The following is a 16,815-nucleotide window of genomic DNA, read 5'->3' as shown; positions in this document are numbered from 1 at the left end:
CTGCCGCCTGCTGCCAGCGCCCGCGGGCCAGCCGCAGGCAGTAAAGGAACGGCACCAGCCCGCCGAGCCACGCGCCCGCGCAGATCAGATGTACGGTGTGATTGAGGCGCTGCACAACGCCGGTGAGCCCATCATGCATCGCGGCGTGCCCGACGCTCGCCAGCAGGATCAGCTGGCCGATGCAGAGCATCAGCAGCAGCGGCGCAAAGCGCGGCGGCTTAATGCAGACTGCTGCAACAGCGATCCACGCCAGAATAATCTGCCAGATCCAGACACTGCCGAAGCGGGTTTGGCACACCGCGAGCCAGATATCCGGGTTCGCGACATCCGCCCAGCCGTTCCCCATCTGTCCGCCCTGCACCATCAGCATCAGCGTGGCGGTGGCAGCGCTGGTCAGCAGCGCGCCGCGCAGAAGATTGTCAAAACGTAAAGACAGCAGCCGGCGCAGCGGACGTGGCGCCCACCAGGCGCCAAACAGCGCATAGCCGAAAGCCGCCATTAGCGCTGCAAAATGGAGCAGCCTCAGTCCGACGTACAGTGAAGCAAGCACGATTATTTTACGCTGAAGCGGTACTGCCCTTTGGTTTTGTGGCCGTCCACCGACACGACGTGCCAGCTGACCGTATAGGTTCCCGCATCCAGCGCCTGCTTGACCGGCACGATCAGCTGAGTGATGTTGTCCGGGCTGCGTTTGGCCTCGCCGGTAGCAACGGCAGAGCCGTTAGGCCCGGTCAGCGTGACGCCGCTGAACTTATCCTCAACCCCTTCGGAGAAGCCCAGCGTCAGCTGCTGCGGCGATACGCTAACTTCCGCGTTCTCGGCGGGCTGCTGCTGTTTAAGATGCGCGTGGGCAAAAGCGCCCGCGGCGGCGGTTAAAGAGACGAGAAAAATTCCGGCGTGCAGGATGCGGCGAGCTGCAGGTTTCATGTTGTCCATTCCTTGTAGGTGTTTATCTGCCAGAGAGAATAACGCTGTATACTGCTGGCGTCGAGATTCGCCGCCCGGGCTTGCTATTTCCGCCCGCTCTCAGTAACGTCTGGCGCAGAAACAGAGGAGTATCTAATGGAAACCAACCTGGCCCGCCTTCCCCAGCAGGAAATGGACAAAATCAACGTCGATCTGGCCGCCGCCGGCGTCGCCTTTAAAGAGCGCTATAACATGCCGATTGTGGCTGAAGTCGTCGAGCGCGAGCAGCCCGCCCACCTGCGCGACTGGTTTCGCGAGCGTCTTATCGCCCACCGGCTGGCCTCCGTTAATCTGTCACGACTGCCGTACGAACCTCGGCAGAAATAATTATTACTGATTGTTACACTTCCTTACGCGTAGCCTGCTAATATCCAAGAATAGTCCTAAGTAACTAAGTGAAAGGAAGCCACGATGCGTGAATGGACCATTGCCGCAGCGCAGTATGAGGACTGCGGCCAGACCCTTGCTGAAAAAATCGCCAACCACCTGCGTTTCGTGCGGGCGGCGGCTTCTCAGCACTGCGACGCCCTGCTGTTCCCCGAATTATCGCTCACCGGAGCCTGCACCGACGCGCTGCCTCCCTCGCCGGACAGGTCACTACTCCAGCCTCTGGCACGGGCCGCGCGCCGTTACGGCATGGCGATTATCGCCGGCGTACCGGTAGACGCGGGCGGCGTGCGCCAGCCCGGGGTCGCCATTTTTTCACCTGACGCGGAAACGGCAACCGCCTTCTACCCGGGACAAAGCGCCTGTCTCAACCCGCAGTCCGGGTGCACCCAGCACTTTCCAACCCCCGACGACCCGAGCGAGCTGCCGGAGCAGGCGTCCCTCCTCGGCATAGGTACCTGCACCTGCGGCTGTCAGCAGCAGCAGTCCGTGCAGAAGCTGCAGCGCGTGGCGCACAAATACGCGATCGCCGTGCTGAAGTCTAACTACGCGGGGGGCAGCGCCCTGTGGGATGAAAACGGGCGGCTGATCGTACGGGCCGACGCCGGCGAGCTGCTGCTGGTTGGCCGCCAGAGCGCCAGCGGCTGGCAGGGTGACCTGATCCCCCTCAGCGCCTGTCCGGCGCCCATTGACGAAATAGCCTGCGGCGCCTAACCTGCTCCTTTTGGCCGGGAGAGCGCCATGCTACGCGTTATCGATACCGAAACCTGCGGTCTTCAGGGAGGCATCGTCGAAATCGCCTCCGTGGATATCGTCGACGGTACTATTACTAATCCAATGAGTCACCTGGTCCGCCCGGACCGGCCTATCTCGCACCAGGCAATGACCATCCACCGCATTACTGAAGAGATGGTGGCCAATCAGCCGTGGATTGAAGAGGTGGTGCCCCACTATCAGGGAAGCCGCTGGTACGTCGCGCACAACGCCAGCTTCGATCGTCGGGTGCTTCCGGAGATGCACGGCGAGTGGATCTGCACCATGAAGCTCGCCCGCCGCCTGTGGCCGGGGATCAAATACAGCAATATGGCGCTCTACAAATCCCGCCGGCTCAGCGTCGAAACGCCCGCCGGGCTCCACCAGCACAGGGCGCTGTACGACTGCTATATTACCGCCGCGCTGCTGCTGGACATTATTCGGGAGTCCGGCTGGACGCCGGAGCAGATGCTCGACATCACCGGCCGTCCCGGGCTGATTACCACCTTCAGCTTCGGTAAATATCGCGGCAAGTCGGTAGAAGAAGTAGCCCAGAAAGATCCGGGCTACCTGCGCTGGCTTAATAACAATCTCACCAGCATGAGCCCGGAACTGCGCCTCACTCTGCGCCACTGGCTTGGGGAGTAGCGTCTGGCGCGCGCGTCTGGCCCGGCAGGATCCCCCGGGCCAGCGCGATCAGAAAGCTGCACTCCATCGCCACATCTTCATATCCCTTAAAACGCCCGGACTTGCCGCCGTGACCTGCATCCATGTCGGTACAGAGCAGCAGCAGGCTATCGTCCGTTTTCAGCTCCCGCAGCTTCGCCACCCACTTGGCCGGCTCCCAGTACTGAACCTGGGAATCATGCAGCCCGGTGGTGACCAGCAGATGCGGGTAGCGTCCGGCAGTGACGTTGTCATAGGGGCTGTAGCTTTTTATATAGCGGTAATACTCGGGATCCTGAGGATTGCCCCACTCCTCGAACTCGCCGGTGGTCAGGGGGATAGATTCATCGAGCATGGTGGTCAGCACGTCAACAAACGGCACCTGCGCCACCACGCCGTGAAACAGCTCAGGGCGCGCGTTAATTGCGGCACCCATCAGCAATCCTCCTGCGCTGCCGCCCATACCGTAGCAGCGCGCCGGGCTGCCGTAGCCCTGCGCCAGCAGCACGTCGCACACGTCGAGATAGTCGTTAAAGGTATTTTTTTTAAGCAGAAATTTGCCGTCTTCATACCACTGCTGCCCCAGCTCGCCGCCGCCGCGCACGTGGGCAATGGCATAGACAAAGCCGCGATCGAGCAGGCTCAGTCGGCTGGCGCTAAAATCGGCATCAATGCTGGAGCCGTAGGAACCGTAGCCATATACCAGCAGCGGGTTCTCTCCGCGGTGAAAGCTGTCCCGGCGGTACACCAGACTTACCGGCACCTGCACGCCGTCCCGGGCGGTAACCCACAGGCGCTCGCTTTTATACAGCGCCGCGTCGAAGCCTTTTACCTCCTGCTGCTTGAGCACCACCCGCTCGCCGGTGTCCATATCCAGCTCGAACAGCGTATCCGGCGTGGTCATGGACGAGTATCCGTAGCGCAGCCGGCGGGTTTCCGCTTCCGGATTCCAGGCAATCCAGGTGACGTAGGTCGGATCGTCAAACGTGATATCCCGCGCTTCGCGGGTGCGGTGATGTATCTGCCGCAGGCGGGTCAGGCCGTTCTCGCGCTCCTGCACCACCAGCCAGTCGGTAAACAGTGAGAAATCCTCCAGCATCACCTCGCCGCGCGCGGGGATAAGCGTCTCCCAGGCCGCTTCGCCGGGCAGCGCAGTGCGGTAGAGGCCAAAATTTTTACCGTCGCGGTTCGAGCGTATATAGAAGTGCTGCTTAAAGTGATCGAGGTTGTACTCCCGGTCTTTTTGCCGCGCCAGAAAGCAGCGCGGCTCGGCCTGCGGATCTTCCGCGTCCAGCAAAAGCATCTCGCTGCTGGTGGCGCTGGAGAGATGAATCACGATGTAGCGCCTTGAGCTGGTTTTGTGCAGGCCGACATAAAAGGTGTCGTCTTGCTCTTCATACACCAGCTGGTCGTCTGACTCCGGCGTACCGGGGCGGTGGCGCCAGACCTGGTAAGGCAGCAGCGTGGTCGGCTCTTTACGCACGTAGTAAAACGCGGAGGAATCATTGGTCCAGACGCTGCCGGGGGAGATATTTTCCAGTACCTCGGGATACCAGCTGTCGTCCGCCAGATTTTTGAGGCGCAGCGCGTACTGCCGGCGGGAGAGAAAATCTTCTGCCACCGCCATCATACGGTTATCCGGGGAGATGCTCAGGCCGCCCAGAGAATAAAACTCGCTGTCCGCCGCCCGCGCGTTACCGTCTATCAGCAGCTCCCAGGGGTCGGTCTCCATCCTGTCGGCGGGCTGGCGCTGGTGCAGGGCATATTCGCACTGCGGCTCGTACACCTGGCGATAGCGATAGCCGTTGATGACGTAAGGAGCAGACACCTCACGCTCGGGGATGCGGGCGATAATTTCTTTCAGCACCTCCGCCTGTAGCGCCTGCTGCGGCATCAACCTCTCCCGGCAGTAGTCGTTTTCCTGGCGCAGGTAATCGATGACTTCCGGCCGCGCGCGGGTATCGTCCCGCAGCCAGTAATAGTTGTCGATGCGAGTGTCGCCGTTGATCGTCATGGTGTGCGGATGCTGAGGTGCTTTAGGTGGCATTAGGCTGTTCTTCTGCTGCTTAAGTTGCTTTCAGGGTGGCAAATGTTGAGAAAGTTGCAAGCAAAAGATGTGCGCACTTGGCTGAGCCGCCTGCTTTTATGGCCCCGCAGCGCGTGAGGTACAGGCTATCTGCATATTTACCGACTGAAGGTTAGCGAGCCCGGGATGCTTCACTATCCGCGAGAAGACACACGCAAACGTTTTCGTATATACTACGGCCGAATTTTTTACGGGGATCGGCTTATGACAATTCTGGGTACCGCGCTGCGTCCGGCGGCGACAAAAGTAATGCTGCTGGGGTCCGGCGAGCTGGGTAAAGAGGTGGCCATCGAGTGCCAGCGTCTGGGGGTTGAGGTTATTGCCGTCGATCGCTACGCCGACGCGCCGGCGATGCACGTGGCGCACCGCAGCTACGTTATCAATATGCTGGATGGCGCAGCGCTGGAAGCGCTGGTGCACCGGGAAAAGCCGGACTACATCGTGCCGGAGATTGAAGCTATCGCCACCGACACGCTGGTGGCGCTGGAGCAGGCCGGGCAAAAAGTCGTTCCTACTGCCAGCGCCGCAAAGTTGACCATGAACCGGGAGGGCATCCGCCGCCTGGCTGCCGAAACGCTCGGGCTGCCCACTTCCCCCTACCGCTTTGCCGACAGCGAAGAAGATTTTCGCGCCGCCGTCAGCGACATTGGCCTGCCCTGCATCGTCAAGCCGGTGATGAGTTCATCAGGCAAGGGCCAGAGCCTGATCCGCAGCGCCGACCAGCTCAGCACCGCCTGGCAGTATGCCCAGCAGGGCGGCCGCGCCGGGGCCGGAAAAGTGATTGTCGAAGGGCTGGTGACGTTTGACGTTGAGATAACCCTGCTCACCGTCAGCGCCTCAGACGGCGTTCACTTCTGCGCGCCCATCGGCCACCGTCAGGAGGACGGCGACTACCGCGAATCGTGGCAGCCGCAGCAGATGAGCCCGCTCGCGCTGCAGCGGGCCGGCGAGATCGCCCGCGAGGTAGTGCTGGCCCTCGGCGGGTACGGCCTGTTTGGCGTGGAGCTGTTTATTTGCGGCGACGAGGTCATTTTCAGCGAAGTGTCCCCCCGCCCGCACGATACCGGGATGGTAACGCTAATTTCTCAGGATCTGTCAGAGTTCGCTCTGCACGTGCGCGCCTTCCTCGGCCTGCCGGTGGGCAGCATTCGCCAGTACGGCCCGTCCGCCTCGGCGGTGATTTTGCCGACGCTGAACAGCGGTAACGTGATTTTTAACCATCTTGACGCGGCGCTGGACGCCGGGATTCAGCTGCGCCTGTTCGGCAAGCCGGACATTGCCGGTTCGCGCCGGCTTGGCGTGGCGCTGGCCGCGGGTGAGAGCGTGGAAGAGGCCGTTGCGCGGGCTAAAAAAGCGGCCGCTGCGGTAGAGGTGACGTCAGGGGATTAATCGAGGCAAAGCGCAGCGCCAGACGGCGCTGCGCTTATAAGGGGCTTACTTCGCGCCTTCAACCGCTTCGCGAGCGATTTTAGTAATGCGATCGTAGTCGCCCGCTTCCAGCGCATCGGCCGGCACCAGCCAGGAGCCGCCAATGCACAGCACGCTTTTCAGCGCCAGGTAGTCGCGGTAGTTAGCCGGGGAGATACCGCCGGTCGGGCAGAAGCGGATGTGGCCGAACGGGCCGGCAATGGCCTGCAGCGCTTTCACGCCACCGTTGGCTTCCGCCGGGAAGAATTTAAACTCTTTCAGGCCGTAGCTCATGCCCAGCATCAGTTCAGACACGGTGCTGATACCCGGGATCAGCGGGATAGTGCCTTCGGTTGCCGCTTTCAGGAGTGAATCGGTCAGGCCCGGGCTGATAGCAAACTGCGCGCCCGCGTCAGTAACGTCTTTCAGCTGCTGTACGTTGGTCACGGTACCCGCACCCACGATAGCATCCGGTACTTCTTTCGCAATGGCGCGGATGGCATCCAGCGCGCACTCGGTGCGCAGGGTCACTTCCAGCACGCGCACGCCGCCGGCTACCAGCGCCTTCGCCATCGGTACCGCATGCTCCAGTTTTTTAACCACGATCACTGGTACGACCGGGCCGGTGGTGAGGATTGCTTCTGCGGTTGTTTTCCAGTTGTTTTTCATCAGAGTGTTCTCTCGCCAAATCGATAGATTAGAATTTGATGCAGGTTGCGCCCTGCTCTGCGCCGGAGAAATTCTCCCGCAGTGCGCCGAACAGTTCGCGGCCGGTACCCACGCGGGAAGCGTGCAGGTCTGGCACGTGCGGCTTGCGCGCCGCCAGCTCGGCGTCATCCACCAGCAGCGTTAGCTCGCCGGTCTGGCCGTTGACGCGAATCATATCGCCATCGCGAACTTTAGCCAGCAGGCCACCGTCGTAAGCCTCCGGGGTGACGTGGATCGCGGAAGGCACTTTACCGGATGCGCCGGAGAGGCGGCCGTCGGTGACCAGCGCAATTTTGAAACGGCGGTCCAATAATACACCCAACGGCGGCATAAGTTTATGTAATTCTGGCATACCGTTGGCTTTCGGGCCCTGGTAGCGCACGACGACTACGCAATCTTTATCCAGCAGGCCGGCCTCAAACGCGGGGACCACGTCGTGCTGGCTTTCAAAAATCACGGCAGGCGCTTCGATAATCTGATTCTCAACCGGCACGGCGGAGGTTTTCATGACCGCGCGGCCAAGATTGCCGCTCAGCACTTTGGTGCCGCCGTGATGGGAGAACGGTTTGTCAAACGAGGCAATCACCGCGTCGTCCAGCGAGGCGGCTGCGCCTTCGCGCCAGTCCAGCTCGCCATTGTTGAGCCACGGCTCCATGGTGTAGCGGGACAGGCCGTGACCGGCAACGGTATCCACATCTTCATGCAGCAGGCCGCCTTTCAGCAGCTCGCGCACCAGCACCGGCACGCCGCCCGCCGCCTGGAAGTGGTTAATGTCCGCCGGGCCGTTCGGATACAGGCGCGCCATCAGCGGAACAATATCGGAAATCTCAGAGAAGTCGTCCCAGTTGATGATGATCCCCGCCGCACGCGCCATCGCCACCAGGTGCATGGTGTGGTTAGTGGAGCCGCCGGTAGCCAGCAGAGCCACAATCCCGTTAACCACCACTTTTTCATTAAACATTTTGCCGAGCGGCATCCATTCATTACCGTTGCCGGTCATGCGGGTGACCTGGCGGGCAGCCGCTTCGGTCAGGGCCTGGCGCAGCGGCGCGTCCGGATGCACGAATGAGGAGCCCGGCAGCTGCATGCCCATAAACTCGATAACCATCTGGTTGGTGTTGGCGGTGCCGTAGAAGGTACAGGTGCCCGGCGCGTGATAGGAAGCCGCTTCAGACTCCAGCAGCGCCATGCGGTCCACTTTCCCTTCCGCGTAGAGCTGGCGAATGCGCACTTTCTCTTTGTTGGCAAGGCCGCTGGCCATCGGGCCTGACGGAATAAACACTGACGGCAGATGACCAAACGACAGCGCGGCCATGGTCAAGCCCGGGACAATTTTGTCGCATACGCCGAGGTACAGCGCGCCGTCAAACATATTGTGGGAAAGGCCAATTGCCGTGGACATGGCAATGATTTCGCGGCTCAGCAGCGACAACTCCATCCCGTCCTGGCCCTGGGTCACACCGTCGCACATCGCCGGAACGCCGCCCGCAACCTGCCCGACCGCATTTACGCTGTGCAGGGCTTTGCGAATGATTTCAGGGTAGTGTTCGTAGGGCTGGTGGGCCGACAGCATGTCGTTATAGGAGGTGATAATCGCAATATTGTTACGCAGCATGCTCTTCAGCGATGCCTTGTCATCAGGCTGGCAGGCGGCAAAACCGTGGGCCAGATTACCGCAGGCCAGGCTTGAGCGCTGAACGGTGGAGGATTTTGCCTGCTCGATGCGGGCCAGATAGGCATTTCGCGTCTCGCGCGAGCGTTCGATGATTCGATTTGTTACCCGTAACAATGCTGGATTCATAGTGGCTCCTTAAATTCATACTGCCCGCACGGCGGATGGCGTTAGCTTCGTGAAAGTGGGAAGGTTCGCTACCGATGCGGGCTGGAGGGCAATTCAACTACAAACAGTGTAGTTAAAAAAGCCCCAAAGGTGAATCCTTGGGGCTTAGAAAGTAGAAATTTAAGAAGAGATAGTGCGTCAGATCATGTTACCGGTAAAATGCGCGCGGTATCACTTTTGATCGTTACTCAAACTCGTTCCAGGAGCGGCCGTCGCGGGTGATCATTGCCACGGAAGCAACCGGGCCCCAGCTGCCGGCCTGATACGGTTTCGGCGCATCCTGATCGGCAGTCCAGGCTTCAGTAATGGAGTCGACCCACTTCCACGCCTCTTCCACCTCGTCGCGGCGCACGAACAGCGCCTGAATGCCGCGCATGCTTTCCAGCAGCAGGCGCTCGTAGGCGTCGGCCAGGTGCGTCTGATTGAAGGTTTCAGACCAGCTCAGATCGAGCTTGGTGGTTTGCAGGTTGTGCTTGTGATCCAGCCCCGGCACTTTGTTGAGGATCTGGATATCGACGCCTTCGTCCGGCTGCAGGCGAATGGTCAGCTTGTTCTGCGGCAGCTCCTGCCAGGAATCTTTAAACAGGTTCAGTTTTGGCGTTTTGAAATAGACCACGACCTCAGAACATTTAGTCGGCAGACGCTTGCCGGTGCGCAGGTAGAACGGCACGCCCGCCCAGCGCCAGTTGTCGATATCCACGCGGATGGCGACGAAAGTTTCGGTGCTGCTACTCTTATTCGCGCCCTCTTCTTCCAGATAGCCCGGCACTTTTTTGCCCTGGGCAAAGCCGGCGGTGTACTGGCCGCGGACGGTTTTCTCGCGCACGTTCGAGCGGTCGATACGGCGAAGGGATTTCAGCACTTTCACTTTGGCATCGCGGATGCTGTCGGCGTTAAGTTCAGACGGCGGAGACATCGCGATCATGCACAGGATCTGCAGAAGGTGATTCTGGATCATGTCACGCATCTGGCCCGCCTGGTCAAAGTAGCCCCAGCGGCCTTCGATGCCCACTTCTTCCGCAACCGTAATCTCAACATGGTCGATAGTGCGCGAATCCCAGTTGTTGACGAACAGCGAGTTAGCAAAGCGCAGCGCCAGCAGGTTGAGTACCGTCTCTTTACCCAGATAGTGGTCGATACGGTAGACCTGGCTCTCTTCGAAGAACTCACCAACCTGGTCATTGATTTCGCGGGATGTTGCAAGAGAGGTGCCGAGCGGTTTTTCCATAATGACGCGAGCCGGCGAGGCATTTAGCTTTGCCGCTCCCAGGCCTTTACAGATAGCGCCGAAGGTTCCCGGCGGCATCGCAAAGTAGTTGATGGTGACGCGGTTTTTCTGATCGAGCATTTTACCCAGCCGGGTAAAGGACTTGGTGTCGTTAACGTCGAGATTGCAGAAATCAAGACGGGCGCTGAGGGCCTCCCATAAACCTTCATCAATTTTTTCTTTCATGAAGGTTTCCAGCGCCTCGCGCACCACTTTGGTGTAGGCCGCTTTGTCCCATTCGGCCCGCCCAACGCCGATGATCCGGGTTTCAGGATTGATTTGTCCTGCCTTCTCCAGCTGATACAGAGAGGGCAGCAGTTTTCGACGCGCCAGGTCGCCCTTCGCGCCGAAAATGACCAGATCGCATGCCTGAGCCGTTTGCGTTACCGCCATGTCATTCTCCTTAAGTTAGCCTGGCCGAACGTAACGTCGGCCGCTCTTTCGTAACTTTATTACAACGCACTGTACTGTGTTTACGTATTTGCTGGAACCCCGATCGTGCGGTGAAAACGATTAAAGGCATTTCTGGAAAAAAAGGCGTTCCCGCAATCGTCAACTGCCTGATTTAAGGCACTTAACACACTTTAATTAATAAAAATAGAAAGTCGACTTCGATCATGTAATGAAAAAAAACAACACAAACTACGTACTTTCTTTCGCTATTCTGTCTGCCGCAAAGGTATATTCTCTCCAGAATGTACGTCGATTTCATCCATTATTGAAATCACTTTTAACCTCAGGTGCCCGCTATCAATGAACATGCTGGAAAAAATTCAGTCCCGTCTTGATGCCCTTAGCAAATCCGAGCGTAAAGTAGCCGAGATTATCCTTGCCGCCCCGGCGCAGGCAATACATGCCAGCATCGCCGCGCTGGCACAGCAGGCCGCCGTCAGTGAACCTACCGTTAACCGCTTCTGTCGCAGCATGGAAACCCGCGGCTTCCCGGACTTTAAGCTCCACCTGGCGCAAAGCCTTGCCAACGGCACGCCGTACGTAAACCGCAACGTTGATGAAAATGACAGCGTAGACGCCTACACCGGAAAAATCTTCGAATCGGCGATGGCGAGCCTTGACCAGGTGCGCCATTCGCTGGATATGGCGGTGGTTAACCGCGCTGTCGATCTGCTGACCCAGGCCAAGCGCGTCGCCTTTTTTGGACTGGGATCGTCCGCTGCAGTGGCCCACGACGCCATGAACAAATTTTTACGCTTTAATGTTCCGGTCATCTATTCAGAGGATATCGTGGTACAGCGCATGAGCTGCATGAACTGTAACGAGAATGACGTGGTGGTCCTTATCTCCCATACCGGCAGGACCAAAAGCCTGGTGGAGCTGGCACAACTGGTGCGGGAAAATGACGCAATGGTGATTGCCCTCACCTCCCCGGATACGCCGCTGGCGCAGGAAGCATCGCTGGCCATTACGCTGAACGTACCGGAAGATACCGACATTTACATGCCAATGGTCTCCCGCCTCGCACAGCTCACGGTCATCGACGTACTGGCAACCGGCTTCACCCTGCGGCGCGGGGCTAAATTCAGGGATAACTTGAAGCGGGTCAAAGAAGCATTGAAGGAATCGCGGTTTGATAAAGCACTAACGTCAGGCGGCAGCCGCGAGTAAATTTTTATAACAATATTGTCACACATTGGTACATTCGGTTAAGTTCCTGAATGGATTTTCGCGAATGGACCTTGCAGATATCTGTTCTTTTGACACCAAATAGTTTCATCAACGGAGTAATACATGTCCAGAAGGCTTCGCAGAACTAAAATCGTCACCACCTTAGGCCCGGCAACCGACCGCGATAACAATCTTGAAAAAGTCATCGCCGCCGGCGCAAACGTGGTTCGCATGAACTTTTCTCACGGCACTGCGGAAGATCATAAGCTGCGCGCCGATAAAGTCCGTGAAATAGCGGCAAAGCTGGGGCGCCACGTGGCTATCCTCGGCGATCTACAGGGACCGAAGATCCGCGTCTCCACCTTCAAAGAAGGTAAAGTGTTCCTCAATGTCGGTGATAAATTCCTGCTCGATGCCAATCTTGAAAAAGGCGAAGGCGATAAAGAGAAAGTCGGTATCGACTATAAGGGCCTGCCTGCAGACGTTGTGCCGGGCGATATCCTGCTGCTCGACGACGGTCGCGTGCAGCTGAAGGTGCTGGAAGTTCAGGGCCTGAAAGTTTTCACTGAAGTCACCGTCGGCGGCCCGCTGTCAAACAACAAGGGCATCAACAAGCTCGGCGGCGGTCTCTCCGCCGAAGCCCTGACCGAAAAAGACAAAGCCGACATCAAAACCGCGGCGCTGATTGGCGTTGACTACCTTGCCGTCTCCTTCCCGCGCTGCGGCGAGGATCTTAACTATGCCCGCCGCCTGGCACAGGAAGCGGGCTGCAATGCCAAAATTGTGGCCAAAGTCGAGCGCGCAGAAGCGGTATGCAGCCAGGACGCGATGGACGATATTATCCTCGCCTCCGACGTGGTGATGGTCGCCCGCGGCGATCTGGGTGTTGAAATCGGCGATCCGGAACTGGTGGGCATTCAGAAAGCGCTGATCCGCCGGGCCCGCCAGCTCAACCGCGCGGTGATCACCGCCACCCAGATGATGGAATCGATGATCACTAACCCGATGCCAACCCGCGCGGAGGTTATGGACGTGGCTAACGCCGTGCTGGACGGCACCGATGCGGTGATGCTCTCCGCAGAAACCGCCGCCGGCCAGTATCCGGCAGAAACCGTGGCGGCCATGGCCCGGGTTTGCCTGGGCGCGGAAAAAATTCCGAGCGTCAACGTCTCCAAGCACCGCCTCGACGTCCAGTTCGACAATGTTGAAGAAGCGCTGGCGATGTCGGCCATGTACGCCGCTAACCACCTGAAAGGCATTACGGCGATCATCACCATGACTGAATCAGGCCGCACCGCGCTGATGACTTCGCGCATTAGCTCCGGCCTGCCGATCTTTGCGATGTCCCGCCACGAAAGTACCCTCAACCTGACGGCGCTGTACCGCGGCGTTACGCCGGTACTGGTGGACAGCGCTACTGACGGCGTTGCTGCGGCTAACGATGCGGTAAACATGCTGCGCGATAAAGGCTATCTGATGTCCGGAGATCTGGTTATCGTGACCCAGGGAGACGTGATGGGCACGGTGGGATCTACCAACACCACCCGCATTCTGACCGTTGAATAATCGACGTTAATTCACGTTAAACCAAAAAGCCCGGTGGCTGATGAATATCAGCACCGGGCTTTTTATTTCTCTGCGGTTGAACGCTGCATCAATACAAAATACGCCCCGTTCAATGCAGAGTACCGCGCTAGCGGTATAAATCTTTGCGCTTGTAGGGCTGGATCTCGCCGGGCTTGCGGGTTTTCAGCAGCTTGAGGATCCAGGTGTACTGCTCGGTATGGGGACCAACAAAAATCTCCACTTCCTCATTCATGCGCCGGGCAATGGTGGCGTCATCGGCGGTCAGCAGATCGTCCATCGGCGGGCGAACCTCAACCGTCAGGCGATGCGTTTCGCCGTTATAAACTGGAAACAGCGGAACCACCCGCGCTTTGCAGACCTTCATCAGCCGACCGACTGCCGGAAGCGTCGCCTTATAGGTGCCAAAAAAGTCCACGAACTCGCTGTGTTCCCTGCCGTGATCCTGGTCGGGCAGATAGTAGCCCCAGTATCCCTGACGCACCGACTGAATAAACGGCTTAATGCCGTCATTGCGGGCGTGCAGGCGTCCGCCAAAGCGGCGGCGCACGCTATTCCAGACGTAGTCTAAAACGGGGTTTCCCTGGTTGTGGAACATGGCCGCCATTTTTTGCCCCCGCGACGCCATCAGCATCGCCGGAATATCCACGCCCCAGCCGTGCGGTACCAGAAAAATAACGCGCTCATTGTTGCGCTCCATCTCCTCGATAATCTCCAGCCCCTGCCAGTCAATGCGCGAAGCCAGTTTCTGCGGATTGCGAAGCGCCAGTTCGGCCATCATCGCCATCGCCTGCGGCGCGGCGGCAAACATGGCATCAATGATTGCTTCACGCTCGCTTTCGCTCTTTTCGGGGAAACAGTAGAGGAGATTGATTTGCGCCCTGCGCCGCGCGCTGCCGGCCCGTCGACCCACCAGGCGGCCCAGTCCGCCCAGCAAGGGGTCACGAAGCGCTGGCGGCATCAGGGCAAGCCCGGCAAAGGCACCTACCCCCAGCCAGGATCCCCAGTAGCGAGGATGAAGAAATGCCTTTTCAAAGCGGGGAATAAATTCATTATTGGTTTTTTTGGTTTCCATGCGCCCAGAATCGTACTTAAAAGAGTGTTGGACAGTGTAGCGATGCGCCGGACATCGCACAAAAGAAAAAGCCGATCCCCCCGGGGAATCGGCTTTGTACGGTCAGCAGTTAGTCAAAACGCAGCTGCGGAGCGACGTCCTTAACCTGCGCCAGGTAATCGCGACGATCCGAGCCGGTGAGACCTTCGGTACGCGGCAGCTTGGCAGTAAGCGGATTCACCGCCTGCTGGTTGATCCACACTTCATAATGCAGATGCGGACCGGTAGAGCGCCCGGTATTGCCTGAAAGCGCAATGCGGTCGCCGCGCTTAATTTTCTGCCCCGGCTGCACCAGAATTTTACGCAGGTGCATATAGCGCGTGGTGTAGGTACGGCCGTGGCGAATAGCAACATAGTAGCCGGCGGCGCCGCTGCGCTTGGCAACCACCACTTCGCCGTCGCCCACCGACAGCACTGGCGTGCCCTGCGGCATGGCGAAGTCAACACCGCGGTGCGGCGCAACGCGTCCGGTAACCGGATTTATGCGGCGCGGATTGAAGTTTGAGGATACGCGGAACTGGCGCGAGGTGGGGAAGCGCAAAAAGCCCTTCGCCAGACCGGTACCGCTCTTATCGTAGAATTTACCGTCTTCCGCGCGGATAGCGTAGTAATCTTTGCCGTCAGCGCGCAGGCGCACGCCGAGAAGCTGGCTCTGCTCGCGCTTGCCGTCGAGCATTTCCCGCGACATCAGCACTGAGAATTGATCGCCTTTCTTCAGCTTGCGGAAATCCATCTGCCACTGCATCGCCTTGATCACCGCGCCGACTTCGGCGCTGGTCAGGCCCGCACTGCGGGCGCTGGCGACAAAGCTCGCGCCGACGGTGCCGTTCATGACGCGGTTCACCCAGTCGCCCTGCTGCACCTCGCTGCTCATTTTAAAGCCGGTGGCAACGCGATCGTAGGTGCGGGTTTCGCGACGGGACATCTCCCAGGTAAGACGCTGCAGATCGCCATCCGCGGTCAGGGTCCAGGAGAGCTGCTGGCCAATTTTAAGGTTGCGCAGCTCTTTATCTGACGCGGCAAGCTTGCTGATTTCGCTCATATCAATGCCGTACTGATTGAGCACGCTGCTGAGAGTATCGCCGGTAGAAACGACATATTCATGGACGCCCGCTTCGTTTTCGGTTTTGTCGTCCAGTTCGTCCTGCGGAATAGCTTCGTCTTCCTGCGCGGACTGATCGATAGGTTCGCTGGCTTCCGGCAGCAGAGAGCGGATCTCTTTCTTTTCAAGCTCGATAGTCCTGATAACAGGCGCCGAGTCGGGATGGTAGATGTAGGGCCGCCAGACGGCGACCGCGAGCGTTAAAACCGTCAGCGACCCCAGCATCACGCGGTGGGGTCGCGGCAAATTATTAAATGCCAGGGCGACAGAGCGGGCTATCTGTTGCACGTATTCACTTCCTCGTTAATCTCCCTTCAGGCAGCTTGAATATTGGTTGGCCAGCTGGGTAAGGAACTGCGAATAGCTCGATTTACCCAGCTTGATATCGGTGCCCAGCGGATCCAGCGTTCCCATTCGAACGGAGGTGCCGCGCGCAACCGCTTCAACCACGGCCGGCCTGAACTGTGGCTCAGCAAAAACGCAAGTCGCTTTATGCTCAACCAGCTGTGTTCTTATTTCATGTAAACGCTGCGCACCAGGCTGTATTTCAGGGTTGACGGTAAAATGCCCCATTGAGGTCAGCCCGTAGTGTTTCTCAAAATAGCCATAAGCATCATGAAAAACGAAGTACCCTTTACCTTTCAGCGGTGCCAGCTCGTGACTAACCTGCGTATCGGTTGAGGCTAATTGTGCCTCAAACGCCTTCAGGTTAGCGTCAAGTTTGGCTCGACTTTGCGGCATAAGTTCCACTAATTTATCGTGGATTGCAACCGCTGAGAGCCGCGCTATCTCTGGCGAAAGCCACAGATGCATGTTGTATTCACCGTGATGGTGATCGTGGTCACTCTTTTCACCTGAAGCATGAGAATGCCCATGCTCCTCTTCGTCATTATCAGCGCCTTTCAGCAACAGCGGCTTCACCCCAGGCAGAGAGGCAATCGTTACCTTTTTGGCTTCCGGAAACTTGCTCGCCGACTTATCCATAAAGGCCTCCATTTCGGGACCTATCCAGACCACTAAGTCGGCGTTTTTTAAGCGTTTTGCATCGGATGGACGGAGGGAGTAATCGTGTTCAGAGGCACCATCAGGCAGTAAAACTTCGGTATCAGTTACGCCATCTGCGATAGCTGAAGCGATAAACCCTACCGGTTTGAGGGAGGCAACAACGGCTGCCCCGGAGTGTGTTACACTTGATGCCCACAGCGCGGTGGAAAGTGCAGCGCAAAGAACCGTATATTTATGTAACATTGTGCGTCAACCCATCGTAATTATTTGAACTGACGTGATATTATAACATTTAACAGCCAATGTA

Annotated in this window: 14 protein-coding genes and 1 pseudogene; 6 read left to right on the top strand and 9 right to left on the bottom strand. The window is 58.4% G+C overall.

Translation table 11 applies throughout. The features are described 5' to 3' along the window. Both QZ766_RS03040 and yobA read right to left on the bottom strand, forming a co-directional pair. Positions 1-550 (bottom strand): annotated as a pseudogene (locus QZ766_RS03040) (hypothetical protein); the annotation flags it as partial. A 2-nt stretch (positions 551-552) separates the two neighbouring features. After that, positions 553-927 carry a CopC domain-containing protein YobA gene (yobA, locus tag QZ766_RS03035; protein ID WP_297197099.1) on the bottom strand — a complete coding sequence of 125 codons (375 nt, stop codon included), beginning with the start codon at positions 925-927 and terminating at the stop codon, positions 553-555. 135 nt (positions 928-1,062) lie between these two features. Here yobA and QZ766_RS03030 point away from each other — a divergent pair, with 135 nt between their 5' ends. The 3 genes from QZ766_RS03030 (at position 1,063) to exoX (ending at position 2,754) form a co-directional block, all read left to right on the top strand. After that, positions 1,063-1,293, top strand: coding sequence for a DNA polymerase III subunit theta (locus tag QZ766_RS03030; RefSeq protein ID WP_297197098.1), 231 nt, complete (start codon positions 1,063-1,065; stop codon positions 1,291-1,293). An 84-nt stretch (positions 1,294-1,377) separates the two neighbouring features. Further along, a complete protein-coding gene (locus QZ766_RS03025; RefSeq protein ID WP_297197096.1) occupies positions 1,378-2,067 on the top strand; it encodes a nitrilase-related carbon-nitrogen hydrolase in 690 nt (229 codons plus the stop codon). Between the two features lie 27 nt (positions 2,068-2,094). Then, on the top strand, positions 2,095-2,754 hold the full coding sequence (gene exoX / locus QZ766_RS03020) for an exodeoxyribonuclease X (RefSeq protein ID WP_297197094.1): 660 nt from the start codon (positions 2,095-2,097) through the stop codon (positions 2,752-2,754). Here exoX and QZ766_RS03015 read toward each other — a convergent pair. Beyond that, positions 2,726-4,819 carry a prolyl oligopeptidase family serine peptidase gene (locus tag QZ766_RS03015; protein WP_297197092.1) on the bottom strand — a complete coding sequence of 698 codons (2,094 nt, stop codon included), beginning with the start codon at positions 4,817-4,819 and terminating at the stop codon, positions 2,726-2,728. The two genes, exoX and QZ766_RS03015, sit on opposite strands and share 29 nt — an antisense overlap. Before the next feature lie 243 nt (positions 4,820-5,062). On the opposite strand from QZ766_RS03015, the gene purT reads away from it, so the two are divergent. After that, on the top strand, positions 5,063-6,247 hold the full coding sequence (gene purT, locus QZ766_RS03010; RefSeq protein ID WP_297197090.1) for a formate-dependent phosphoribosylglycinamide formyltransferase: 1,185 nt from the start codon (positions 5,063-5,065) through the stop codon (positions 6,245-6,247). A 45-nt stretch (positions 6,248-6,292) separates the two neighbouring features. On the opposite strand, the gene QZ766_RS03005 is transcribed toward purT, so the two are convergent. The 3 genes from QZ766_RS03005 to zwf form a co-directional block, all read right to left on the bottom strand. After that, positions 6,293-6,934 carry a bifunctional 4-hydroxy-2-oxoglutarate aldolase/2-dehydro-3-deoxy-phosphogluconate aldolase gene (locus QZ766_RS03005; protein ID WP_297197088.1) on the bottom strand — a complete coding sequence of 214 codons (642 nt, stop codon included), beginning with the start codon at positions 6,932-6,934 and terminating at the stop codon, positions 6,293-6,295. A gap of 28 nt (positions 6,935-6,962) precedes the next feature. Further along, positions 6,963-8,774, bottom strand: coding sequence for a phosphogluconate dehydratase (gene edd / locus QZ766_RS03000; protein WP_297197086.1), 1,812 nt, complete (start codon positions 8,772-8,774; stop codon positions 6,963-6,965). Between the two features lie 223 nt (positions 8,775-8,997). Further along, positions 8,998-10,473: a glucose-6-phosphate dehydrogenase gene (zwf, locus tag QZ766_RS02995; protein ID WP_297197084.1), complete on the bottom strand. Its 1,476-nt coding sequence runs from the start codon at positions 10,471-10,473 to the stop codon at positions 8,998-9,000. A 360-nt stretch (positions 10,474-10,833) separates the two neighbouring features. On the opposite strand from zwf, the gene QZ766_RS02990 reads away from it, so the two are divergent. Further along, positions 10,834-11,703 (top strand): MurR/RpiR family transcriptional regulator, encoded by an 870-nt coding sequence (locus QZ766_RS02990; RefSeq protein ID WP_297197082.1) that lies wholly within the window; start codon positions 10,834-10,836, stop codon positions 11,701-11,703. Between the two features lie 123 nt (positions 11,704-11,826). Next, entirely contained in the window at positions 11,827-13,269 is a 1,443-nt protein-coding gene (gene pyk / locus QZ766_RS02985) for a pyruvate kinase (protein WP_297197080.1), read from the top strand. Between the two features lie 127 nt (positions 13,270-13,396). Here pyk and lpxM read toward each other — a convergent pair whose 3' ends face one another. The 3 genes from lpxM to znuA form a co-directional block, all read right to left on the bottom strand. Continuing rightward, on the bottom strand, positions 13,397-14,362 hold the full coding sequence (gene lpxM / locus QZ766_RS02980; protein WP_297197078.1) for a lauroyl-Kdo(2)-lipid IV(A) myristoyltransferase: 966 nt from the start codon (positions 14,360-14,362) through the stop codon (positions 13,397-13,399). Positions 14,363-14,471: 109 nt separating this feature from the next. After that, a complete protein-coding gene (gene mepM / locus QZ766_RS02975; RefSeq protein ID WP_297197076.1) occupies positions 14,472-15,791 on the bottom strand; it encodes a murein DD-endopeptidase MepM in 1,320 nt (439 codons plus the stop codon). Positions 15,792-15,806: 15 nt separating this feature from the next. Beyond that, on the bottom strand, positions 15,807-16,751 hold the full coding sequence (gene znuA, locus QZ766_RS02970) for a zinc ABC transporter substrate-binding protein ZnuA (protein ID WP_297197074.1): 945 nt from the start codon (positions 16,749-16,751) through the stop codon (positions 15,807-15,809). Positions 16,752-16,815 lie beyond the last annotated feature (64 nt).

The organism is uncultured Pluralibacter sp. (assembly GCF_913775985.1).
Taxonomy (GTDB): domain Bacteria; phylum Pseudomonadota; class Gammaproteobacteria; order Enterobacterales; family Enterobacteriaceae; genus Pluralibacter.
Note: the sequence above shows the minus strand (reverse complement) of the source record. Positions and strands in the feature narration are given on the sequence as shown.